Below are 21,337 nucleotides of genomic sequence, written 5' to 3' on the forward strand. Positions count from 1 at the left end.
TCATGCCCTGGGCCGACAGCAGCACCATCTGCGCTCGCCGCCAGGTCACCACCGAGCCAGTGCCACGCCGTACGATGCGCAGCAGTCGGTTTCCCTCGTCGTCATCGATCTCGCGTACGCGAACCCGCTCCGCCACGAACAGAGTCTGAGGCGATCACGCCGACCGCGGTGGGACCTTGATCGGCGTGTCCCCACGAAACGGGGCAAACCCAAGATGATGCGGCACTAGGTCGTCTTCCTGAACGTGTCCAGGAAGACCTGCCGGGTGTCCGCCTGGTCGTCCCACTTGAGCTCGGGCAGGTCAAACGTGATCTTGAACGCGGTGGTGTCGTCGATCGTGACGTACCTGGTCAGCGCATGCATCGGGACGCCGTTGGCGGTGGTGTAGGTGTACTCCCAGTCGGCCGCCTTCCAGCCGCGGTAGTCCACCGCCTGCAGCTGCACCTGGATGTAGCTCTCCCGGCCGCCGTCGGCCTCCAGCCTGCCGAGCTCCGACAGCCCGCCGTCGGCCTGCGGGGTCGCCTCCTCCACGAGGACCTGGATGCCCGAGTCCTTCGGCCCGGTGAACGTGGCCTCGCCGCCCGACGCGGCCAGCTTCCAGTCCTGGGGCACGGCGACGGAGAAACCGGCCGGCGTGTGCTCCTTGTACCCCTCGGGCACGACCGACGGGTCGGCCTGCAGCGTCTTGCCGGTGGACGTGGTGGCCGGCGTGCTCGGGCCGGCCTGGGGCGTACCGCCGCCGCCCGACAGGATGACCATCACAGCGCCGATGACGACGGCCACCGCCAGCAGCGAGCTGATGATCGTGAGCGGCGTGGGCCGCCCGTCGCGCATCCAGGGCCCTTCGTCCTCGTCCGCCCTGCGCCTGCTCTTGCCGGTGCGCGGCGACACGTTCGGCAGGACGGCGAGACGGCTGTTGCTGATGTCGTGCGACAGGTCACGCGACTGCTCGCGCAGGTCGTCGGCGGAGGCCAGCGGCCACGGGGTCGCGCCGGAGGTCGTGGAAGAGCGGCTGTCGGAGGTCAGCGGCAGGATCGGCTGCGGGCGCGGTCCCGACGGGCTGTCCAGGTCGTCGTCGAGGTCACGCCTCGCCATCCGGTGCGGGCCCGTCGAGAAGCCCTGGGGGACCTGCGGTCCCGTGCCGTAGGAGGTCGGCAGCTGGTCGGTCCGGTGGCTGCCCGACGGGGTGGACAGCCCGTCGTACGGCATCGAGTGGCCGCCCGACGGGCTGCTCAACGGGTCGTACGGCACGCGCACCGGCCCCGAAGGCGTCTCCACGATCCGCGACGGCATCGGCCCCGACGGCGTGTCGAGCGGGGGCAGCAGCCCGGCTGGCGTCGGGTCGACCGGGCTGGGCAGCGTCTCGGGCTTGCGCGGGCGGGCGGAGCCGTGGGCCCGGAGCACCGCCTCCAGCATCTCGATGACCTGCGGGGCCGTCAGCCGCTCCGTGGGGTTCTTGCGCAGGAGGCCCTCGATCACCGGCATCAGCGAGCCGGCGCGCTGCGGGGTGATCGGGGGCTGGGTGAGCACCTGGCCGAGCACCGCCACCGGGTCGGGCCCCTCGTACGGCGGCCGCCCCTCGACGGCCGCGTACAACGTCGCGCCGAACGACCACAGGTCGGCGGACTGCGCGATCGGCTGCCCGGACAACCGCTCCGGCGGGATGTACGCCGGGGATCCCATGAGCACCCCGGTCTGCGTGATGTTCACGTCGCCCTCGATGGCGGCGATGCCGAAGTCGGTCAGCACCACGCGGTCCTGGGTCAGCAGGACGTTGCCCGGCTTGATGTCGCGGTGCAGGATCCCGGCGGCGTGCGCGTGCATGAGCGCGTCGAGCACGCGGATGCCGATCTCGGCGGCCTGGATCACCGGGAGCGGCCCGCTCTGGCGTACCGCCTGCTCCAGCGACCACGCCCGGACCAGCTCCATCACGATCCAGGGGCGGCCGTCCTCCTCGACGACGTCGTGCACGGTCACGATGCCGGGATGCGTCAGGCGCGCGGCCGACCTGGCCTCGCGCAGCATGCGGCGGTGCGCCACCTGCTTGCCCGCGTGGTCGAGCCCGTACGGGAGGATCAGCTCCTTGACCGCCACGTCCCGGTCGAGCAGGACGTCGTGGGCGTGCCACACCATGCCCATGCCGCCTCTGCCGACCGGCGACATGAGTCGGTATCGCCTGCCGATCAGGCGGCCTTGGCTCTGCGGGGGGCCGCTCGGGGCACTTCCCTCTCCGCCGGGCCCGCTGAGCAAGCGGTCGGCTGCCATCTTCCTGCCCCCATCTCGCCTCATCCGTCACGTGCGTGTTCACGCTACTTGCAGATTATTGAGGTTCGATACGATATCGGCGCCGAATGCACAAGGGAAGCTGATGTCCCTTTACAGCGCTACTGACGTGCAGCTATAGGGCTATTCAAATGGATCACTTACTGCGCCGGACAGGGCCAGCAATGCGCTGGTGAACGCCTCGGCAGGTGGTTTGACCAGGCCCGCACCGACCTGGCCCGTTCCAGCGACGCGGCCCGCGATGCCGGTGTTGACCACGGGCAGCAGGCCCGTCCTCGCGACGAGCGTGACGTCGATGCCGACCGGCGTGCCGCGGAAACCGAGACCGGGTATCTGGTACGCGGGGTGCTCGGCGAGCGTGATCTCGTACATGGAGCGGGTGGCCCGCACCGCGTCGGCCACCTCGCCGCCCACGAACCGGACGATGGCCGGGGAGGCCGCCATCGCGAACCCGCCCAGCCCCGACGTCTCGGTGATCGTGGAGTCGCCGATGTCGGGGTTGGCGTCCTCGGGGCCGTACGAGCCCAGGTAGAGCCCGTCGGGCACCCCGGCGGGGCCGGTGAACCAGCGCCCGCCGAGCCCTGAGACCTGGACGCCGAAGTCGGTGCCGTTCCTGGCCATGGCGACGACCATGGTCGAGCCGGGGATGTCGCGGGCCGCGTCCGTGCTGACCTTGGCCGCGGCCATGCCGGCGTTCAGGAAGAAGTGGTCGTTGCCGTTGATGAAGCGCAGCACCTCCGCGGCGCGCGCGGGGGCGGACTCGACCACGGCCGGGGCCAGCTCGCGCAGCAGCAACGAGGTGGCCGCGCGGTTCCGGTTGTGCAGTTCGTCGCCCATCTGCAGGGCCTGCGCGATCAGTGAGCGAAGGTCGATCGGGCCGGTCCGCTCCAGCGTCGCGGCCAGCGCGGGGCCGAGCACCGTGTCCATCCAGCGCAGCCGGTCGAGGACCTCGGGACCGTAGGCGCCGTACCTGAGGACCTTGCCCAAACCCTCGTTCAGCGAGCAGTAGGCGGTGCCGCCGTGCTCCTCGTCGCGTACCTCGAACATCCACATGGACGGGCTCACCACGCCCGCCATGGGCCCCACAGAGGCGTGCTCGTGGCAGGGCCGCAGGGCGATCTCGCCGGCCGCCAGTCCGACCGCCGCGTCGTGCTCGTCGCCCGCCAGGCCCTCCAGCAACATCGCGCCGATCAGCGCGCCGCGCATCGGCCCCGAGGCGCGCTCCCACGTGATCGGCGGGCCGGCGTGCAGGAACGTGCCCGACGGCAGCACCTCCGACGCCCGCCGCACCCCCACGAGATACGGCCGCGCGGAGGTGAGCCGGCGCGCGGCCAGCTCGTTGGCCGCCTGCCTGCGCGGGTCGGCCAGCACCTTGACCAGCGCCTCGGCGGTGCCGGGCAGCGGCGGGCGCCAGTCCACCGGCGTCGTCGGCACGGCCTGCGCGGCCAGCGCCTCGTCGAGCAGCCCCGCGCCGGCCGTGATCACGTTGGACGGGGCGGACAACGGGCTCATACGAGACTCCTGGCATGCCGGGCCGCCTGGGCGTTGGACACGAACACGGCGGCACCCGCCGCACGCAGCGCGGCCGCCTGGCGGTGCAGGTCCTGCGGGTCGCCCAGGGTGCCGACGAGGGACACCACGACGGCCGCGGGGGTGTGGGCGATGGCGGGAACGAGGGAGGCGGCCGGGTCCGGGTCGGCGCCATGGCCCAGCACGACGTCCATGAGCACCACGTCGGTCCCGCCGGCCCGCGAAAGTGCCTCGACGCGCAGCGTCGGGTCGATCATCGGGTGCGCCCGTCCCCTGGTGTAGGCGTCGTCGCCGTAGTCGACGAAGTCGCCCTGGCCGGCGACCGCCGCGGCCTCCAGGCTGAGCGTGCCCCCGGCGTAGATGCCCTTGAGCGTCTTCCCCGAGGCCTCTCGCAGGGCGCCCGGCCAGGACGGCCACTCGGGGACAGACCTGCCGAGAACGCGCAGCGCCTGCTCCGCCGCCTCGGTGAGGTCGGTGGGAAGCAGCGCGGACATCACCGGCGTGCGCAGCCCGGCCACGGCCTCCTCCACCAGCCGCGCCACCTCGGGGGCGGGCGGTTTCGAGATGAGCACGATCAGGTCGGTGGCCGGGTCCTCGTCGAGCATGCGCAGGGCACGCAGCGTCGACAGGCCGCCCACCTCGGCCGACAGGTCCCTGCCGCCCACGCCCAGGATGTGGCTGACGCCCGCGCCCGCCCAGTCGAGCAGCGAGGTGACCTGCTGGGCGCCGGTGCCCGAGGCGGCCACCACGCCGACGGGTCCGGGGGAGAGGACGTTCGCGAAGCCGAGGCCGACGCCGCCGATCGAGGCGGTGCCGCAGTCCGGGCCCATCACCAGGACGTCCCGCTCCTCCGCCAGCTCCTTGAGCCACCGTTCCTGCGCGACGGGCACCCCGTCGCTGAAGATCATGACGGGCAGGCCGGCCAGGACGGCGTCGTGCGCCTCGCAGAAGGCGTGCTCCCCGGGCACCGAGACCAGGACCAGATCGGCCGGACCGCGGGCGGCCGCCGAGCGGGTGGTCAGCGGCGGTTGCGAGGTCGCCGTCCCAGGACGCTCCAGCGTGGTCAGCTGCCGGTCCGCCTCCGCGACGGCCGCCTTCGTGTCGTGCGCCCGGACGGCGATCAGCAGGTCGCCAGGCCCGGCCTCGGGGACCGTGAAGCCCAGATCCCTGATGACGGTCACGTTGAGGTCCGTCGCCATGGCCACCATCGCCGCCTCGACGCCCGGCGTGTCCGCCAGCGCCCGGCTGACCCGCATGAGCTGGACCGAGTCGTAGTATGCGCCCTTGCGGACCAGCACCGCCTCCGTGCTCATCGCCGCCCGCCCAGGGACAGGACGGCCCGCACGCCGATGGCGACGCCCTGGGCGAGGTCGGCGCCCGAGGTGTGACCGAGGCGGCGCAGCCGGTTCAGTGCCGGTTCGAGTGCCTGTTCACCGGTGACGCCGCGCAGCACCGCGAGCACCTCGGGGCTGGCCTCGCCCCTGGCCGCGCAGTGCAGCAGCGTGGCCGACAGGGGAGTGGTACGGGTGCGCGCGTCGAACGTGACGGTCGCCCCCAGCCAGTCCGCCAGCCACACCGCCCGTTCCGTCCTCGCGGCCCGGCCCACGTGCCGCAACGTCACCAGCAGGCCGGCCAGCACGTCGTCACCGCTCGGCGTGAGCCCGGGCCCGAGCCCGATCAGCTGCTCGGCCGCCGTCACGACCCCCAGCAGCCACCCTGTCGCGCAGGCGGCGCTGAGCGAGGCGACCGCGCCGTTGCCGTCCAGACCGGGCCGCGGCTCGGCGGGCCGGGCCAGGATCGCGGCGGCTCCGGCCAGAGAGCCCGGCTCAGCGGGCGCCAGGGACGGGGCCGGATCCCACCAGCGGCGCACACTCAGGCTCAAGGGCCCCAAGTCGATCGCGCGGTCGCCCACCGACGCCTCGTCACCCACCGTGACGTGCGGCAACGGGCCCGCCAGCAGCGCCGAGTTCGGGAGCCTGATGGCCGCGCCGGTGATGACGGCGATCACCGACGGCTCCAGATCGGTCCTGACCTCCAGGTACACGCCTGCGGGGAAAGCGGCGATCACGCGGGCGGGGCGGCGCGGCGACTCCAGGACGGGCCGTACCGCCGTGCTGGCCGCGCCCGTGACATGGATGCGGGTACGCCGCGCGCGAGTACTGACCGTCACCGGACCTCCCAACCGACCTTGGACCTGACCGTAGAACGGGCCGGGAACCCTCCGTACGGAGAAATTTGCCAACAGTCAGCGGGAAGGTTGGCTCTTCCTGACAGACCGCTTCCCGGGTCACAATTTCCCCATGGAGCCCCCCGTCCGTCTCGCCAGCACCGGAACGATCATCCATGGCGTGTCAGTGGAAGAGGTGCTGGGCGTGTCGACCCTCGCGGAGGCCAGGCTCATCGCCGGGGAGAGCGGGCTCGGGCGCATCGTCCAGCGTCTCAACGTCATGGAGGTCCCCGACATCCTGGCCTGGGTCAAGCCGCACGAGCTGCTGCTCACCACCGGCTACCCGCTGCGCAACACGCCGCAGTCGCTCGGCCGGCTCGTGGCCGACCTCGACGAGCGCGGTCTGGCCGCCCTCGCCATCAAGCTCGGCCGGTACGTCGACGAACTGCCCGACGAGATGGTCGAGCAGGCCGACCGGCTCGGTTTCCCGCTCATCCTGCTGCCGAACGACGTCGGCTTCGACGACATCCTCAACCAGGTGCTGACCGACATACTCAACCGCCAGGCCGCCATGCTGGCCCGCGTCGAGGAGGCGCACCGGGCGATGGTGCAGGTGGTGCTGGCCGGCGGCGGGCTGGGCGAGGTCACCGCCGAGGTGGCTCAACTGCTCGACGTGTCGGTCGCGGCCGTGGACGGCGCCGGCCACGTGCTGGCCACCGCCGGGCCCGCCGACCAGGTCGCCGTGCTGCGCGAGTCGATCTCCAACGAAGGCCCGCCGACCTCGCCGGCTCGCACGTCGGGGCGCGGGCGGGCGTTCGCCTCCGTGCCGGTGCTCGCCGGCGGGCACCACCACGGCAGGATCGTCGCCTACAGCCCGTCGGGCGCGATCAGGGACGGCGACGTCGGCATCCTGGAGCGCGCCGCCACCGTCGCCGCGCTCGTCGTCACCCGGCAGGAGGCGGTCAACGCCGTCGAGAGCAAATACCGCGCCGACTTCCTGCGCGACGTGCTCACCGGCCGGGCCGGCACCATCGAGCGGATCACAACCCGGGCCAGGGCGTTCGGATGGGACCTGTCGCGACCGGTGACCGTGCTGGTGGCCGAGCTCGACCCCGACGGCGACGAGCGCAGCGCGCAGGACCGGCTGGTGTCGTGCTGGACCGCGGCGATCAGGCGGCACGACCCGCGCGGCGCGGTGGCCGGGTTCTCGCACGAGGTGGTGGCCGTGGTCGACGCCGCGATCGATGCCACCCGGGTGGCCAAGGACGCGGCCTCGGCCTTCGCCGACGTGCCGCCCGCGACGTTCTCGACCGGCACGTCCCGGCCCAGCCCTGGCGCGGAGACGTTGCCGGAGGCGTACTCGCAGGCGCTGAAGGCGGCCAGGGTGGGCCGCCAGCTGCACGGTCCCGGCGCGGTCGCGCACTTCGACCAGCTGGGCGTCTACCGGCTGCTGTCGCTGGTGAACGACACCGACGAGCTGCACGCGTTCGTCCGCGAGACACTCGGGCCGCTGGCCTCCGACGACGACGCCGAGAACGCCGACCTCCGGCGTACGCTGCAGGTGCTGCTGGAGACGAACCTCAACGTGGCCGAGACGGCCAGGCGGCTGCACTTCCACTACAACACCCTGCGCTACCGGATCGGCAAGCTGGAGCGGTTGCTCGGCAACTTCACCGACGACCCGCACCTGCGGCTCAACCTGACCCTGGCCCTGCACGTGTTGCGTATGCGGGGCATCTAGGCTGGAGCCTCGTGGACCTGGACTTCGAACTGCAATCCGACTACATCCCGCTGTGCGACCTGCTGAAGTACTGCGGGATCACGGAAACGGGTGGCATGGCCAAGCACCTGATCGCCGAGGGCATGGTGCTCGTGGACGGAGAGGTCGAGCTGCGCAAGACCGCCAAAATCCGGTCAGGGCAGGTCGTCAGCGGGGATGGATTCGCGATTCACGTCGCATAGTTCTGGCGTGTGCGCGAGGTTTCACTGGTGATCGGCGCAGATTTGGCAGATCATGCCCGTGTAGGAGTGTCCGGGCGGGCCTAATGTGCCCGCAACGGACGTGGCGCCGGCTCAGCGAAAAAACCAGCACAAAGGGGCCTTCTCATGGTTTGGGGATGGACCAAGCACGGTGACGGCAAGCACCTGGCACCTGGCGAGGTGGTCAAGCCCGACGAGCGCCTGAGCTGGCCCAGAATGGTGGGCTTCGGCGCGCAGCACGTGATCGCGATGTTCGGAGCGACGTTCGTCTTCCCCATCGTCATGGGGCTGGACCCGAACGTCGCCGTGATGATGTCGGGCGTCGCGACGATCCTGTTCCTGCTGATCGTGAAGGGGAAGGTGCCCAGCTACCTGGGCACCAGCGCGTCCTTCGTGGGCGGCGTGTTCGCCATCAGGGCGGCCGCGGGCGGCGACACCGCCGGCGCGGACGCGATCGTGACCGGCGCGATCCTGGTCGCCGGGCTCGTGCTGGCGCTGGCCGGCCTGGCCATCCACTTCCTCGGCGTGGAGATCATCCACAAGGTCTTCCCGCCCGTGGTCACCGGCGCGGTGGTGATGCTGATCGGGTTCGGGCTGGCGTACGTGGTGGCGGACGTCTACTGGCCGCAGGACCACTGGGTCGCGCTCATCACGATGGTGATCACCTTCCTGGTGATCGTGTTGTTCAAGGGCTTCATCGGGCGGATCGGCGTGCTGATCGGGCTCGTCGCCGGGTTCGTGCTGTCGTGGCTGCTCGACCGGGCGGCCGGGCCGGTCACGTCCGTGCTGCCCGGCCAGAACCTTCGGGACGCGGCGGGCAACGCCTGCCCGGTCGAGGGGACGTACTGCGTGGCCACGGCCTTCCCGCACGACCGGGTGGACTTCTCCGGCGTGGCCAAGGCCGAGTGGTGGGGCCTGCCGAACTTCCACGGCCCCGACTTCAGATTCTCGGCCGTGCTGCTGGTGCTGCCCGCGGTCATCGCGCTCATCGCGGAGAACATCGGGCACGTCAAGGCCGTGGGTGAGATGACGGGGGCGGACGTGGACCCGTACGTCGGGCGGGCCGTGGTGGCCGACGGCGTCGCCACGGTGGTCACCAGCGCGGTCGGCGGCTCGCCGACGACGACGTACGCCGAGAACATCGGCGTCATGGCCGCCACCAGGGTCTACTCGACGGCCGCCTACTACATTGCCGGCGTCATCGCGATCTTCTTCGGGCTGGTCCCCAAGTTCGGGGCGCTGGTCGCGGCCACGCCGGGCGGCGTGCTCGGCGGCGTCACCGTCATCCTGTACGGCATGATCGGGTTGCTGGGCGCGAAGATCTGGATCGAGAACCGGGTGGACTTCGCCGACCCGGTCAACATGGTCCCCATCGGCGCGGGCATCATCCTGGCCATCGGACCCGTGAGCCACTTCATCGGCGGCGAGTTCATCCTGGAGGGCATCGCGCTCGGCACCATCGTGGTGCTGGGCGGCTACCACCTGCTGCGGGCCATCGCCGGCAGGTCGCTCAAGCCGGCGAGGAGCGAGGCCGGGTGAAGCCGCCGCCGTTCGAGTACCACGCCCCGGGCGATCTCGGCGCGGCGTTGCGGACCCTCGCCGAGGTCCGGGGCAAGGTGCTGGCCGGAGGGCAGAGCCTGATCCCGATGCTCAACATGCGGCTGACGGCCCCTGAGTATCTCGTCGACATCAACCGGGTGGCGTCGCTGGGCGGCATCGACGTCACCGAGGCGGGCGTGCGGGTGGGTGCGCTGGCCCGGCACTCCGAGGTCGAGCGGGCCGGCGCGCATCCGCTGCTCACCCGGGCCCTGAAGCTGGTCGCTCATCCGGTGATCCGCAATCGCGGGACCGTGGTGGGCAGCCTCGTGCACGCCGACCCCGCCGCCGAGTTGCCTGCCGTGCTGGCCGTCCTGGGCGGCTCCGTCCGGGTCGCCCGCTGGGAGGGACACACCCAGGTGGTGCGGGACGTGCCCGCCGCGGACTTCTTCACCGGCCCCATGGAGTCGGCGGTCCAGCCGGGCGAGCTGGCCGTGTCGGCATTCTTCCCGGCATTGGGCTTCCGGACCGGAGACGCCTTCGAGGAGGTCGCCCGCAGGCACGGCGACTACGCGCTGGCCGGCGTCTGCGCCGTCGTGACATTGGACGAAGAGGCCTACGTCACCGCCGCGAAGGTCGCCTGCATCGGTGTCGGCCCCGTGCCGGTGGTCGTGGACGTGAGCGAGGCGAGCGGGCACTGTCCCGTTCACGAGCTCGACTGGGCCGAGGTGGGGCGGCTCGTCCAGAGCGCGGTCGAGCCGGAGGACGACATCCACGCCTCGGCGGCCTACCGCAGGCATCTCGTGGGCGTGCTCGCCGAGCGGGCACTGTGGAAGGCGGCGCGGGAGGGGGCGGCCATCCGTGGAGCATGAGATCACGCTCGTGGTGAACGGCGTCGCCAGGCGGGTGAGCGTACCCGCCCGCCGGCTGCTGTCCGACTGCCTGCGCCACGACCTCGGCCTGACCGGCACCCACGTCGGGTGCGAGCACGGCGTCTGCGGCTGCTGCACCGTGCTGCTCGACGGGCAGCCGGTGCGCTCGTGCCTGACGTTCGCCGTCACCGTGGACGGCCGTGAGCTCACCACCGTCGAGGGCCTCGCCGGACCGGACCGGCTCTCGCCCGTGCAGCGGGCCTTCGCCGAGTGCCACGGCCTGCAGTGCGGCTTCTGCACACCCGGATTCCTGTGCACCGTGACCGCCCTGCTCGCGGAGAACCCGGCGCCGACGGAGGAGGAGGTGCTGGAGGGCGTCTCCGGCAACCTGTGCCGCTGCACCGGCTACCAGAACATCGTCAAGGCCGTCCACCGGGCCGCCGAGCTGCTGGCGGAGGAATCATGACGACGAGGCTGTTCGGGGAGCCCGTGGCGCGGCGGGAGGACCCCCGGCTGCTCACCGGACAGGGCCGCTACCTCGACGACCTGGGGCGTGACGCGCTCGCCGCCGCGTTCGTGCGCTCGCCGCACGCGCACGCCCGCATCCGCGACATCGACGTCGGGCCCGCGCTCGACGTGCCGGGGCTGGTCGCCATCTACACCTGGGAGGACCTGCCCGAACGGGTCGGCCGCGCGCTCCCGCTCCTCATCCCGCACCCGGCGCTCACGCACGGGCGCACCGCGTACCCCCTCGCCAGGCACGTCGTCCGGCACGTGGGCGAGCCGGTCGTGATGGTCGTGGCCGCCGACAGGTACACCGCCGAGGACGCCTGCGCGCTCATCGAGGTCGACTACGAGCCGCTCAAGCCGGTCGTCGGCCTGGAGGAGGCCGTCCAGGGCGCCCAGCTCGTCCACGACGACGTGCCCGGCAACGTCGGCGCCCACCTCGTCCAGGAGGTCGCCGCCGCCGACGGGCGCGGCGCGCGGGAGGCCATCGAGACCGCGCCGCACACCCTGGCGTTCCGGCTCGACATCGAGCGCAGCGCCAGCATGCCGCTGGAGGGACGCGGCGTGTACGCCCGCTGGGACGGCCACGACCTGCGCGTCTACTCCAGCACCCAGACCTCCACCAGCGTCCGCATGGCCGTCGCCGCCGCGCTCGGCCTGCCGCTGCCGCAGGTCGAGGTGATCGCGCCCGACGTCGGCGGCGGGTTCGGCGTGAAGATCGTGCACCCGTGGCCGGAGGAGATCCTCATCCCCTGGGCCGCCATGACGCTCGGCCGCGAGCTCAAATGGAGCGAGGACCGCAGGGAGCACTTCATCTCCTCCGCGCACGAGCGCGGGCAGGTGCAGTACGTGCGCGCCGGGTTCGACGACGACGGGCGGGTGCTCGGCCTGGACGTGACGATCCTGCACGACCACGGGGCCTACACCCCGTACGGGATCATCGTGCCCATCGTCACCTCGACCCAGCTGCTCGGCCCGTACAAGCTCGGGGCGTACCGGGTCGAGTTCAGCGCCGTCTACACCAACACCGTGCAGGTCACCCCGTACCGGGGCGCGGGCCGCCCGCAGGGCGTGTTCTGCATGGAGCGCACCATGGACAAGATCGCCCGATACCTGGGCAAGGACCGGACCGAGGTGCGGGCGGTCAACCTCATCCAGCCCGAGGAGTTCCCGTACGACCAGCGGATGACGTTCCAGGACGGGCGGCCGCTGATCTACGACAGTGGGAACTATCCCGAGATGCTCCGCATGATCAAGGAGCTCATCGGCTGGGACGACTTCGTGCGGGCGCCCGGCCGTGGCATCGGGATCGGGTGCTACGTCGAGGGCACCGGCGTCGGGCCGTACGAGGGCGGGCACGTGCAGGTGACCTCCGACGGTCGCGTGCACGTGTCCACGGGACTCACCTCGCAGGGCCAGGGGCACGAGACGGCGTTCGCCCAGATCGCCGCCACCGAGCTCGGTGTGCCCATCGAGCGGATCAGCGTGGTCACCGGCGACACGCGCAGGTTCGGGTACGCGGTCGGCACGTTCGCCTCCCGCGCGGCCGTCGTCAGCGGCAACGCCATCGCGCTGGCCTGCAGGAAGGTGCGTGAGAAGGCGCTGCGCATCGCGGCCGGCGCGCTCGAGGCCGACCCGTCGGACCTGCAGATCACCGACGGCGTGGTGCACGTGGTGGGCGCGCCGACCGCGTCCATCCCGCTGTCCACGGTCGCCGTGCTGGCCAACCCGCTGCGGTACGCCTTCGACGAGGAGACCGCCAAGGCCACCCAGTTCTCCGGCACCGCCTCCCCGGACCGGCCGCCGGTGGCCGAGGGCGAGGAGCCCGGGTTGGAGGGGCGTGACTACTACTCGCCGATCCGGTCCACGTTCGCGGCGGGCATGCACGCGGCCGTCGTCGAGACCGACCCGGACACGGCCGAGATCAGGATCGTCCGGTACGCGGTCGTGCACGACTGCGGGCGGCTGATCAATCCGATGATCGTGGAGGGGCAGATCCACGGGGGAGTGGCGCAGGGCGTCGGGGGCGCGCTCTACGAGCGCATGGTGTACGACTCGCACGGGCAGCTCGTGAACGCCTCCTTCATGGACTTCCTCATGCCGTACGCCACCGAGGTGCCGCACATCGAGACCGCCCACCTGGAGACGCCGTCGCCGCTCAACCCGCTCGGCATCAAGGGCGCGGGCGAGGCCGGGGTCATCCCCGTGTCCGCCGTCATCGCCTCGGCCATCGAGGACGCCGAGGGCATCGCGATCGACCGCATGCCCATCTCCCCGTCCGAGCTCTTCGGCCTGCGTACCGCCCACGCGCGGTGATCTGGACGCCCTGATCGGCGCGCGGGTCCGCCGGATGGGGTACACGGGAATCAACCCGGCGGGGGACGCCCCGACCCGCCTCCACCAGGCATCCTCGATACCCGGCAACCAGCATGCGGAGCGATGTGACCAAGGTCGCATCGCATTGCTCTACAGCTTGTAGTACTACTGCTAGTAGATGAACTACAGCTTGTAGAGCTCAGGAGTCGACGGGGAAGATGGACGCACTTGACCTGGCGCGGTGGCAGTTCGGGGTGACCACCGTGTACCACTTTCTGTTCGTGCCCCTGACCATCGGTCTGGGGATCTTCGTGGCCGGCCTGCAGACGGCCTGGCACCGCACGGGGAAAGAGCACTACCTGAAGCTCACGAAGTTCTTCGGGAAGTTGTTCCTGATCAACTTCGCCATGGGCGTGGTGACCGGCATCGTGCAGGAGTTCCAGTTCGGCATGAACTGGAGTGAATACTCCATATTCGTCGGCGACGTCTTCGGCGCGCCGCTCGCGATGGAGGCGTTGCTGGCGTTCTTCATGGAGTCCACGTTCCTGGGGCTGTGGATCTTCGGGTGGGACAAGCTGCCGAAGAAGGTGCACCTGGCGTGCATCTGGGCGGCGGCGATCGGGTCCAACCTGTCGGCCTACTTCATCCTCGCGGCCAACGCCTGGATGAAGCACCCGGTGGGCTATGAGGTCGTGGACGGCAAGGCCAGGATGACGGACCTGTGGGCGGTGCTGACGAACTCGACGGCGCTGGCCCAGGTGCCGCACGTGATCGGGGCGGCGTTCGTCGTGGCGGGCGGTTTCGTGCTGGCCGTGAGCGGCTACTGGCTGCTCAAGACGCGCGCCGAGATGTGGCGCAGCGCGGCGCGGGCGGCGCTGGTGATGACCGCCATCGCGGGGGCGGTGGTCGCGGGCACCGGCGACATGTCGGCCAAGTTGATGTACGAGCAGCAGCCCATGAAGCTGGCCTCCGCCGAGGGCCTGGAGCGCGACACCGCGGGCGCGGCGTTCTCGATCGCCCCGGGCATCGAGATCCCGAACGTGCTCAGCTTCCTGGCCACCAACGACTTCAACGCCACCGTCCAGGGCACCGAGGACCTGCAGCGCCGCTTCGAGCAGCAGTTCGGCCCCGGCGACTACCGGCCGGACCAGACGATCGTGTTCTGGTCGTTCCGGGTGATGATCGTCTTCGGGCTGGCCACGGTGGGTCTGTCGGTGCTCGGGTTGTGGCTGACCCGCCGCAAGCGCGGGTTCCCGCGGTGGTTGTCGCGAGCGTTCCTGCTCGCCCTGCCGCTGCCGTCGGCCGCGGTGATCGCCGGGTGGCTGCTGAGTGAGATCGGCCGCCAGCCGTGGACGGTCGCGGGCGAGTTGCTGACCGCCTCCAGCGTGTCGCCAGGGGTGACGCTCGCCGAGGTGGCCACATCGCTGACGATCTTCACGGCGCTGTACGGAGTGCTCGCCGTGGCCGAGGCCGTGCTGCTGACCAGGCACGTACGCAAGGGCGTCGAGGAGCCCGAACCCGTCACCGAGAAGACCGAGCGGCTCGAGCCGTCGCTGATGTACTGAGGAGGGACACCATCATGATCGATCTCTGGTTCGTCATCATCGCCTTCCTCTGGACGGGCTACTTCGTGCTGGAGGGCTTCGACTTCGGCGTCGGCCTGCTGGCGCCGCTCGTCAGCAGGAGCTCCGCCGAGCAGCGGCAGAGCCTGCAGACCATCGGCCCGGTGTGGGACGGCAACGAGGTATGGCTGATCACCGCGGTGGGCGCGATGTTCGCGGCGTTCCCCGCCTGGTACGCGGGCCTGTTCAGCGCGTTCTACCTGCAGGTCACGCTGATCCTGGTGGGGTTGATCGTGCGCGGCGTCGGCCTGGAGTGGCGCGGCAAGGTCGACGATCCGCGCTGGTGCGACCTGGGCATCATGGTCGGCAGCGGCCTGCCGGCGTTCCTGTGGGGCGCGGTCTTCGCCGACCTGCTGTTCGACAGCGCGCCCGCGGCCGTGCTCGGCGGCATGTTCACGCTGGCGGTGTGCGCGCTGCACGGCGCGGTGTTCCTGGCGCTCAAGACCACCGGCCCGGTACGCCGCCGCGCCCGCGCCACCGTGCTGGCCGCCGGCGCCGTGGTGATCCCGGTGGCCGTGTTCGCGCTGTCCAACCTGGGCACGCTCCCCGCGCTGGCCGCCATGGCGGCGCTGGCCGCGGCGACGGCGCTGATCTGGCGGCGCAGGGAGGGCTGGGCGTTCGGGGCCACCGCGGCGGCCATCGTCCTGACCACGCTGGCGGTGTTCATGGAGCTGCGGCAGCAGCCGCTGCCCGGGCTGACGCTGGCGGAGGCGGCCTCCGGGGCGTACACGCTGACGATGCTGAGCTGGATCGGACTGATCGCGCTCCCGTTCGTGCTGGTCTACCAGGGGTGGACGTACTGGGTGTTCAGGAAGCGCGTTCAGGTGGCCCCCATCTAAGTGGCAGGCGCGCCGCCGAGGTAGAGCTTGCCGAGGCGGGGGTCGGCGGCCAGTTCACGCGCCGGGCCGGTGATGTGCACGCGGCCGAGGTCGAGCACGCAGCCGACGTCGGCCATCTCCAGGGCCCGGCGCGCGTTCTGCTCCACCAGGAGCACCGCGACGCCGGTCCGGCGCATGAGGTCGATCTGGTCGAAGACCACCTGGGTGTTGCGCGGGTCGAGGCCCATGGACGGCTCGTCCAGCAGCACCACCTTCGGCTCCAGCATGAGCGCGCGGGCGAACTCGACCTGCTTCTGCTGCCCGCCGGACAGCAGCCCGGCCATGCTGCCCCACCGCTCGGCCACCACCGGGAACAACTCCTTGACGGTCTCGATGCGGGCGTTCAGCCGGGCCTGGTCGCGGACGGTGAACCCGCCGAGGCGCACGTTCTCCGCCACGGTCATCTCGCGGAAGACGCTGTGGCCCTGCAGCACATGCGAGAGGCCGAGGCCGAGCAGGCGCTGCGGCGACAGGCCCGTCACGTCCTGGCCGGCCAGGAGCACGCGGCCGGAGCGGGGCGTGAGCAGGCCGCTGGCGACCTTGAGCGCGGTGGACTTGCCGGCGCCGTTCGGGCCGACCAGGCAGACGACCTCGCCGGCGCGGACGGTGACGGTCAGGCCGCGCAGCACGAGCGCGGCCCTGCCGTACCCGGCCTCGACGTCCTCCAGGGACAGGACGGTGTTCATGTGGTCGCTCACCCTCCTCTCAGACACCGAGATACGCCTCCAGCACCTTGGGGTCCTCCCGCACCGCGGACGGCGGGCCCTCGGCGATGGGCGCGCCGCGGTCGAAGACGATGACGTGGTCGCACATGCCCATCACCATGTCCATGTTGTGCTCCACGACGAGGAACGTGCGGCCCTCCGCGTTGAGGTCGCGCACGAGCGAGACGATCCGGTCGATCAGCGCGGGGTTGACGCCGCCCGCCGGCTCGTCGAGCAGCACCAGCTCCGGCTCGGCCATGAGAACGGCGGCCAGTTCCAGGAGCTTCTGCTGGCCGTACGACAGGTCGCGGGCTTCGGCGTCCTCCAGGTGCTCGATGCCCATCCTGCGCAGCCAGTGCCGGGCCCGCTCGACCTCGCCCTTGTCGCGCAGCCCGGCCAGCAGCTCGCGCAGGCGGGTGCGGCGGACGGCGACCAGCATGTTCTCCAGGACCGTCAGGCGGGGGAAGATCCGGCAGAGCTGGAAGGTGCGGCCGAGCCCGGCGTGCGCGATGCGGTGCGGCGAGTGGCGGGTGATGTCGCGGCCGCGGTAGAGCACCCGGCCCGCGTCCGGCTTGATCATGCCGGTGATGAGGTTGAAGAACGTGGTCTTGCCGGAGCCGTTCGGTCCGATCAAGCCGTTGATCTTCCCGTCCCGCAGCTCCACGGTCGCGCCGTCCACGGCGAGCACGCCGCCGAACGACTTGCTCAGCCCTTCGGTACGCAGCGAGCTCGCCGTGTCACTCATTGGGCCACCCCCTGGAGCCGCTGCTCGGCCGTCTCGTCGGGGATGGACGGCCCGGCGCGCCGCCTGGTGAGCCGGGCGAGAATGCCGTCCGGCATGAACAACACGACCAGCACGAGCACCAGGCCGGTCGCGGTCAGATGGATCTGCGTCTCGCCCAGCGCGATCAGGAAGTACTCCCCCGCCGGGGCCACGATGAGCGCGCCGAGCAGCGGGCCGAACAGATGGCGCACGCCGCCGAGCAGGCTCATCAGCACCATGTACGAGCCGATCAGGATGGAGAAGACGAAGATCGGGTCGAGGCTGCCGAACCAGACCGCGTAGAGCCCGCCCGCCAGCGCCACGAACAGGGCGGACAGGGCGAACGCCGTCACCTTGTACGCCGCGGTCGGCACGCCCAGCGACTCGGCTTTGTCCTCGTCCTCCCTGATGGCCCGCAGGCCTGCGCCGAAGCGGGAGCGGGAGACGTACCACCAGGAGGCCAGGGCGAGCGCGAGCAGCGCCAGGAACAGGTAGAAGAACACCATGTGGGTCTGGCCGCGGTGCAGGTCCGGGAAGGGCGAGGGGACCTGCAGGCCGGTGGAGCCGCCGGTGAGCGAGCGCCAACCCTGGACGACGAGGTTCATCATCGACACCAGCGCGATCGAGACGATGACGAAGGACGCGCCGCGGACCCGGACCGCCGCGATGCCGACGACCACGGCGAACACGGTGACCAGCAGCGCCGACGCCAGCAGCGCCACGACCCACGGAACCCCGGCCCGGACGACGAGGAGGCCGGTGCCGTACGCGCCGAGGCCGAAGAACGCCGAGTGCCCGAGGGAGACGTATCCGGTGAAGCCGCCCAGGAGGTTCCAGGAGGTCGCCATGGCGGCGTACATGACGGTCAGCGCGCCCGCGTACACGAGGTAGAAGTTGGGCACCAGAAACGGGTAGGCGATCGCCAGCGCGGCGACCAGCAGCGGGAGTCCTCTAGAAGCGATGCGCAAGCCGGCCTCCGAAGAACCCCTGGGGGCGCACGAGCAGGGCCAGGAAGAGGAAGACGTAGAACATCATCGTGGCCCAGGTCGCGTCAACGGTCACCAGCACGAGGCCCTCGACCACGCCGAGCAGGACGGCGGCCAGCGCCGCGCCGATCACGCTGCCCAGGCCGCCGACGACGATGATGGCCATGAGCTTGCCGATCCACACCCAGTGCGAGGCGGGGAAGAACGGCGTGATCAACGCCAGCACCGTGCCACCCACGGCGGCGGTGGCCAGGCCCACGCCGAAGCCGTAGCCGGCCACCCGCTCGGTGTGGATGCCGACCAGCCTGGCCGCCTCCCGGTGCTGGATCGTGGCCCGGAGCGACTGCCCGAACCGGCTCTTGACCAGCACCGCGAACAGCACGACGAGCGTGATCGCGGCGACCCAGAACGCGATGATCTTGTCGTAGGGGAGGTGCACGCCGGCGACCGTCAGGGACCGGGTGGCGTACTCCATGCTGACCGACTTGTACGAGCCGGTGTAGAACGTGCCGAGCAGGCCCTCGATCGTCAGCGCGATGCCGAACGTCAGCAGCACCGACATCATCGCCAGGTTCTCCGGCGCCAGCCGCGCGATCAGCAGCCGCTGCACCGCGACGCCCAGCACGAAGAACAGCGGCACCGTCACCGGCAGCGCCAGGAACGGGTCGAGGCCGAACACGGTGTGCACGGTGTAGGTCAGGTACGCGCCCAGGAACAGGAACGCCGGGTGCGCCACCATGACCACCCGCATCACGCCGAAGTACAGCGACAGGCCCGAGGCGAGCAGGGCGTACAGGCCGCCCGTCAGCACGCCCAGGGCCAGTCCCTGCAGGAGCAGGCTCACCATTCCTTCTTCGGGTAGACGATGTCGGCGGTCTTGGCGCTCTCCGGCAGGACGATCTGCACCTTGCCGTCGACGTACTGCTGGATCATGTGCGCCTGCTCGGGTCTTCCCTGGTCGTCGAAGGACAGCGGGCCCACGACCGTGTCGAACGTGCCCTGCCTGATGTGGTCGGCCAGCTTGTCCTGGCATTCCTTGGTCGGGTCCACGCACTTGACCGCGGTCACGGCCGCCTCGACGATCTGGCCGACGGTGTAGCCGTTGGCCGCGTCCTCGTTGGCCTCGCCGCCGAACATCTCCTTGTACCGCTTGACCATCTCCTGGTTGCCGGTGAACGTGGCGGTCGCGGACCAGCCGACGGGCGAGATGATGTGCTCGACCGCCCCCTTCACCGCGGCGGGGAACTCGGCCAGCGTCGGTCCCGTCGAGAACGCCGCCAGCTTGGGCTGCACCTTCAGCTCCTGCAGCGCCCGCACCAGGCCCACAGAGTCCTCGAACTGCGTGCCGCCCACGACGATGTCCGGCTTCGCGGCGGCGATCTTGGCGGCGATGGGCGCGAAGTCGGTGGTCTCCGGCGGGTAGACCTCGTCCACCACCGTCTTGATCCCGGCCGCGGCCAGCTTGTCGCGCAGCCCGTACGCGGTGCCCTGCGCGAACGGGTCGTCCAGGCTCGCGTACGCCGCCGTCTTCGGCTTCTGGTCGGCGGGCAGCTTGAGTATGTAGTCGGCCAGATAGTTGTAGTGATCGCTGGCGATCGCCGGAGCCGCGTAGAACAGCCGCTTGAAGCCCTGCTCGAAGACCTCCTTGGCGGCCCCGGCCGGCTCCACGAACACCATGTTGTACGACTCCGCCACCTTCGCCGCCGGGATGACCAGCCGCGACGAGAACGGCCCGAACACCAGGTTGACCTTGTCCTGGGTGATCAGCGACTCGTAGTCGGAGCTGACCCGGTTGGGGTCGGAGGCGTCGTCACGGAAGATCAGCTCGACCTTCCTGCCCAGCAGGCCGCCCTTGGCGTTCACCTGGTCGGCCCACACCTGGTAACCCTCCTGGATGCCCTTGCCGGGCTCGGAGAAGTCACCGGTGAGCGGAAGCGAGATGCCGATCTTCACCGGCCCCGTCTGCCGGCCCGGCGTCTGGGCGCCGCCGGGCTCGTCGGTCTTGGCACAGGCGGTCAGTCCTAACGCGCAGATCGAGATGACCGCCAAGCCCTTGAGAACTCTTGCCATCGAGGAGACCCCCGTCTGGAGAGGCGCCGCGTAAGCGCTTTCGGAAGCGCTTTCGGTTACGATTACACGGGATTCAGCCCCGGACAAGGGGGTTCGTATGGCAGATCGGCCGCCCCGCCTCGTGGACGTCGCCAAAGCCGCGGGAGTCTCGCTCGCCACCGCCTCGCGGGCCATGACGGGCAGCACGGGAGTCAGCCCTCAGGTCGCGGCCCACGTGCAGGCGGTCGCCTCCCAGGTGGGGTATGTGCCCAACAGCCACGCGCGGGCGCTGGCCGGCGGGCAGGCGTCCATGGTCGGGCTGATCGTGCACGACGTCGGGGACCCGTACTTCGGCGAGATCGCCAGGGGTGTGCTGCACGAGACCGAGAGCCTGGGCTACCTGGCGCTGATCAGTCAGACCCGGCGCGACCCCGGCGCGGAGCTGCGCAGGATCCGGGCGTTGCGGGCCCATCGGGTCACGAGGATCGTGCTGGCGGGATCCGGCTACATCGAGGCGGCGACCGAGATCGACATCGCGGCCGAGGTGCGCTCGTACACGGCGGCGGGCGGCCGGGTGGCCGTGATCGGCCGGCACCACCTGCCGGTGGACGCGGTGTTGCCGGACAACGCGGGCGGCGGGGTCACGCTCATGCGGCACCTGCTCGACCTGGGCCATCGCCGGCTGGGCGTGCTGGGCGGCCCGGCCAACCTGACCACGGTCGCGGACCGGCTGGCGGGCCTGCGCACGGCGTTCGACGTGGCCGGGCTCGACTGGCGCTCGGTCCCGGTCGTGCACGGGGACTTCACCAGGGAGGGCGGCGCGGCGGCGACCGCACGGCTGATGCGGGCGCGTCCCGACGTGACCGCGGTGGTGGCGTTGAACGACCCGATGGCGGTGGGCGCGCTGTCGTGGCTGCTGAACGACGGCCGCAGGGTGCCGGAGGAGATCTCGGTGGCCGGGTTCGACGACGTGCCGGTGGCGCGCGACGTCTACCCGGCCCTCACGACCATCAGGCTGCCCATGGTCGGCATGGGGAAGCAGGCGCTGGAGCTGGTGCTCAAGCCGCCGGCCTCCCGCCCGCGCCGCCGCCGTACCCCTCACGAGCTGGTCATCCGCGCCTCCACCTGTCTCTTATAAACATCT

General features: G+C 71.1%; 18 protein-coding genes. 9 read left to right on the forward strand and 9 right to left on the reverse strand.

Annotated elements, in window-relative coordinates; genetic code table 11:
• Window positions 1-225: 225 nt before the first annotated feature.
• The 4 genes from ETD86_RS38815 to ETD86_RS38830 form a co-directional block, all read right to left on the reverse strand.
• Window positions 226-2,163 (reverse strand): serine/threonine-protein kinase, encoded by a 1,938-nt coding sequence (locus ETD86_RS38815; RefSeq protein ID WP_170223489.1) that lies wholly within the window; start codon window positions 2,161-2,163, stop codon window positions 226-228.
• A 243-nt stretch (window positions 2,164-2,406) separates the two neighbouring features.
• The gene (locus ETD86_RS38820) at window positions 2,407-3,795 is read right to left on the reverse strand and encodes a YlbE family protein (RefSeq protein ID WP_138671633.1); all 1,389 of its coding nucleotides are present in this window, start codon (window positions 3,793-3,795) and stop codon (window positions 2,407-2,409) included.
• On the reverse strand, window positions 3,792-5,126 hold the full coding sequence (locus tag ETD86_RS38825; RefSeq protein ID WP_138671634.1) for an AllF/FdrA family protein: 1,335 nt from the start codon (window positions 5,124-5,126) through the stop codon (window positions 3,792-3,794). The genes ETD86_RS38820 and ETD86_RS38825 overlap by 4 nt, the downstream gene beginning before the upstream one ends.
• The gene (locus tag ETD86_RS38830) at window positions 5,123-5,983 is read right to left on the reverse strand and encodes an oxamate carbamoyltransferase subunit AllH family protein (protein ID WP_246148895.1); all 861 of its coding nucleotides are present in this window, start codon (window positions 5,981-5,983) and stop codon (window positions 5,123-5,125) included. Before ETD86_RS38830 ends, ETD86_RS38825 begins: the two co-directional genes overlap by 4 nt.
• Window positions 5,984-6,113: 130 nt before the next feature.
• Here ETD86_RS38830 and ETD86_RS38835 point away from each other — a divergent pair, with 130 nt between their 5' ends.
• The 8 genes from ETD86_RS38835 (at window position 6,114) to cydB (ending at window position 15,652) form a co-directional block, all read left to right on the forward strand.
• The gene (locus ETD86_RS38835; protein ID WP_138671636.1) at window positions 6,114-7,721 is read left to right on the forward strand and encodes a PucR family transcriptional regulator; all 1,608 of its coding nucleotides are present in this window, start codon (window positions 6,114-6,116) and stop codon (window positions 7,719-7,721) included.
• A gap of 11 nt (window positions 7,722-7,732) precedes the next feature.
• Window positions 7,733-7,942, forward strand: coding sequence for an RNA-binding S4 domain-containing protein (locus tag ETD86_RS38840; RefSeq protein WP_138671637.1), 210 nt, complete (start codon window positions 7,733-7,735; stop codon window positions 7,940-7,942).
• 144 nt (window positions 7,943-8,086) lie between these two features.
• A complete protein-coding gene (locus ETD86_RS38845; RefSeq protein ID WP_138671638.1) occupies window positions 8,087-9,499 on the forward strand; it encodes a uracil-xanthine permease family protein in 1,413 nt (470 codons plus the stop codon).
• On the forward strand, window positions 9,496-10,368 hold the full coding sequence (locus ETD86_RS38850) for an FAD binding domain-containing protein (RefSeq protein ID WP_138671639.1): 873 nt from the start codon (window positions 9,496-9,498) through the stop codon (window positions 10,366-10,368). Before ETD86_RS38845 ends, ETD86_RS38850 begins: the two co-directional genes overlap by 4 nt.
• Window positions 10,358-10,834 (forward strand): (2Fe-2S)-binding protein, encoded by a 477-nt coding sequence (locus ETD86_RS38855; RefSeq protein WP_138671640.1) that lies wholly within the window; start codon window positions 10,358-10,360, stop codon window positions 10,832-10,834. Before ETD86_RS38850 ends, ETD86_RS38855 begins: the two co-directional genes overlap by 11 nt.
• Window positions 10,831-13,191, forward strand: a complete 2,361-nt coding sequence (gene cutA, locus ETD86_RS38860) for an aerobic carbon-monoxide dehydrogenase large subunit (RefSeq protein ID WP_138671641.1) — start codon at window positions 10,831-10,833, stop codon at window positions 13,189-13,191. Before ETD86_RS38855 ends, cutA begins: the two co-directional genes overlap by 4 nt.
• Window positions 13,192-13,409: 218 nt before the next feature.
• On the forward strand, window positions 13,410-14,756 hold the full coding sequence (locus tag ETD86_RS38865; protein WP_138671642.1) for a cytochrome ubiquinol oxidase subunit I: 1,347 nt from the start codon (window positions 13,410-13,412) through the stop codon (window positions 14,754-14,756).
• Window positions 14,757-14,770: 14 nt separating this feature from the next.
• Complete coding sequence (gene cydB / locus ETD86_RS38870; RefSeq protein WP_138671643.1) at window positions 14,771-15,652, forward strand: cytochrome d ubiquinol oxidase subunit II; 882 nt, start codon at window positions 14,771-14,773, stop codon at window positions 15,650-15,652.
• Here cydB and ETD86_RS38875 read toward each other — a convergent pair.
• From ETD86_RS38875 to ETD86_RS38895, 5 genes are read right to left on the reverse strand one after another with little or no spacing between them, the layout of a single operon-like run.
• Complete coding sequence (locus ETD86_RS38875) at window positions 15,649-16,377, reverse strand: ABC transporter ATP-binding protein (RefSeq protein ID WP_138671644.1); 729 nt, start codon at window positions 16,375-16,377, stop codon at window positions 15,649-15,651. The genes cydB and ETD86_RS38875 overlap by 4 nt on opposite strands.
• 19 nt (window positions 16,378-16,396) lie before the next feature.
• Window positions 16,397-17,140 carry an ABC transporter ATP-binding protein gene (locus ETD86_RS38880; RefSeq protein ID WP_138671645.1) on the reverse strand — a complete coding sequence of 248 codons (744 nt, stop codon included), beginning with the start codon at window positions 17,138-17,140 and terminating at the stop codon, window positions 16,397-16,399.
• A complete protein-coding gene (locus ETD86_RS38885; protein WP_211370589.1) occupies window positions 17,137-18,126 on the reverse strand; it encodes a branched-chain amino acid ABC transporter permease in 990 nt (329 codons plus the stop codon). The genes ETD86_RS38880 and ETD86_RS38885 overlap by 4 nt, the downstream gene beginning before the upstream one ends.
• Complete coding sequence (locus ETD86_RS38890; protein WP_138671646.1) at window positions 18,110-18,991, reverse strand: branched-chain amino acid ABC transporter permease; 882 nt, start codon at window positions 18,989-18,991, stop codon at window positions 18,110-18,112. Before ETD86_RS38890 ends, ETD86_RS38885 begins: the two co-directional genes overlap by 17 nt.
• Window positions 18,985-20,214 carry an amino acid ABC transporter substrate-binding protein gene (locus ETD86_RS38895; RefSeq protein ID WP_138671647.1) on the reverse strand — a complete coding sequence of 410 codons (1,230 nt, stop codon included), beginning with the start codon at window positions 20,212-20,214 and terminating at the stop codon, window positions 18,985-18,987. Before ETD86_RS38895 ends, ETD86_RS38890 begins: the two co-directional genes overlap by 7 nt.
• Window positions 20,215-20,311: 97 nt before the next feature.
• On the opposite strand from ETD86_RS38895, the gene ETD86_RS38900 reads away from it, so the two are divergent.
• The gene (locus ETD86_RS38900; protein ID WP_138671648.1) at window positions 20,312-21,331 is read left to right on the forward strand and encodes a LacI family DNA-binding transcriptional regulator; all 1,020 of its coding nucleotides are present in this window, start codon (window positions 20,312-20,314) and stop codon (window positions 21,329-21,331) included.
• Window positions 21,332-21,337: the final 6 nt, after the last annotated feature.

Source organism: Nonomuraea turkmeniaca (assembly GCF_005889735.1).
GTDB classification, from domain to species: domain Bacteria; phylum Actinomycetota; class Actinomycetes; order Streptosporangiales; family Streptosporangiaceae; genus Nonomuraea; species Nonomuraea turkmeniaca.

Excerpts from the sequence above, each read along its gene's own strand:
- ETD86_RS38815 (WP_170223489.1), bottom strand. The coding sequence starts at position 2,163 with ATGTCGCCGGTCGGCAGAGGCGGCATGGGCATGGTGTGGCACGCCCAC.
- ETD86_RS38820 (WP_138671633.1), bottom strand. The coding sequence starts at position 3,795 with ATGAGCCCGTTGTCCGCCCCGTCCAACGTGATCACGGCCGGCGCGGGG.
- ETD86_RS38825 (WP_138671634.1), bottom strand. The coding sequence starts at position 5,126 with ATGAGCACGGAGGCGGTGCTGGTCCGCAAGGGCGCATACTACGACTCG.
- ETD86_RS38835 (WP_138671636.1), top strand. The coding sequence starts at position 6,114 with ATGGAGCCCCCCGTCCGTCTCGCCAGCACCGGAACGATCATCCATGGC.
- ETD86_RS38845 (WP_138671638.1), top strand. The coding sequence starts at position 8,087 with ATGGTTTGGGGATGGACCAAGCACGGTGACGGCAAGCACCTGGCACCT.
- cutA (WP_138671641.1), top strand. The coding sequence starts at position 10,831 with ATGACGACGAGGCTGTTCGGGGAGCCCGTGGCGCGGCGGGAGGACCCC.
- ETD86_RS38865 (WP_138671642.1), top strand. The coding sequence starts at position 13,410 with ATGGACGCACTTGACCTGGCGCGGTGGCAGTTCGGGGTGACCACCGTG.
- cydB (WP_138671643.1), top strand. The coding sequence starts at position 14,771 with ATGATCGATCTCTGGTTCGTCATCATCGCCTTCCTCTGGACGGGCTAC.
- ETD86_RS38875 (WP_138671644.1), bottom strand. The coding sequence starts at position 16,377 with ATGAACACCGTCCTGTCCCTGGAGGACGTCGAGGCCGGGTACGGCAGG.
- ETD86_RS38880 (WP_138671645.1), bottom strand. The coding sequence starts at position 17,140 with ATGAGTGACACGGCGAGCTCGCTGCGTACCGAAGGGCTGAGCAAGTCG.
- ETD86_RS38890 (WP_138671646.1), bottom strand. The coding sequence starts at position 18,991 with ATGGTGAGCCTGCTCCTGCAGGGACTGGCCCTGGGCGTGCTGACGGGC.
- ETD86_RS38895 (WP_138671647.1), bottom strand. The coding sequence starts at position 20,214 with ATGGCAAGAGTTCTCAAGGGCTTGGCGGTCATCTCGATCTGCGCGTTA.
- ETD86_RS38900 (WP_138671648.1), top strand. The coding sequence starts at position 20,312 with ATGGCAGATCGGCCGCCCCGCCTCGTGGACGTCGCCAAAGCCGCGGGA.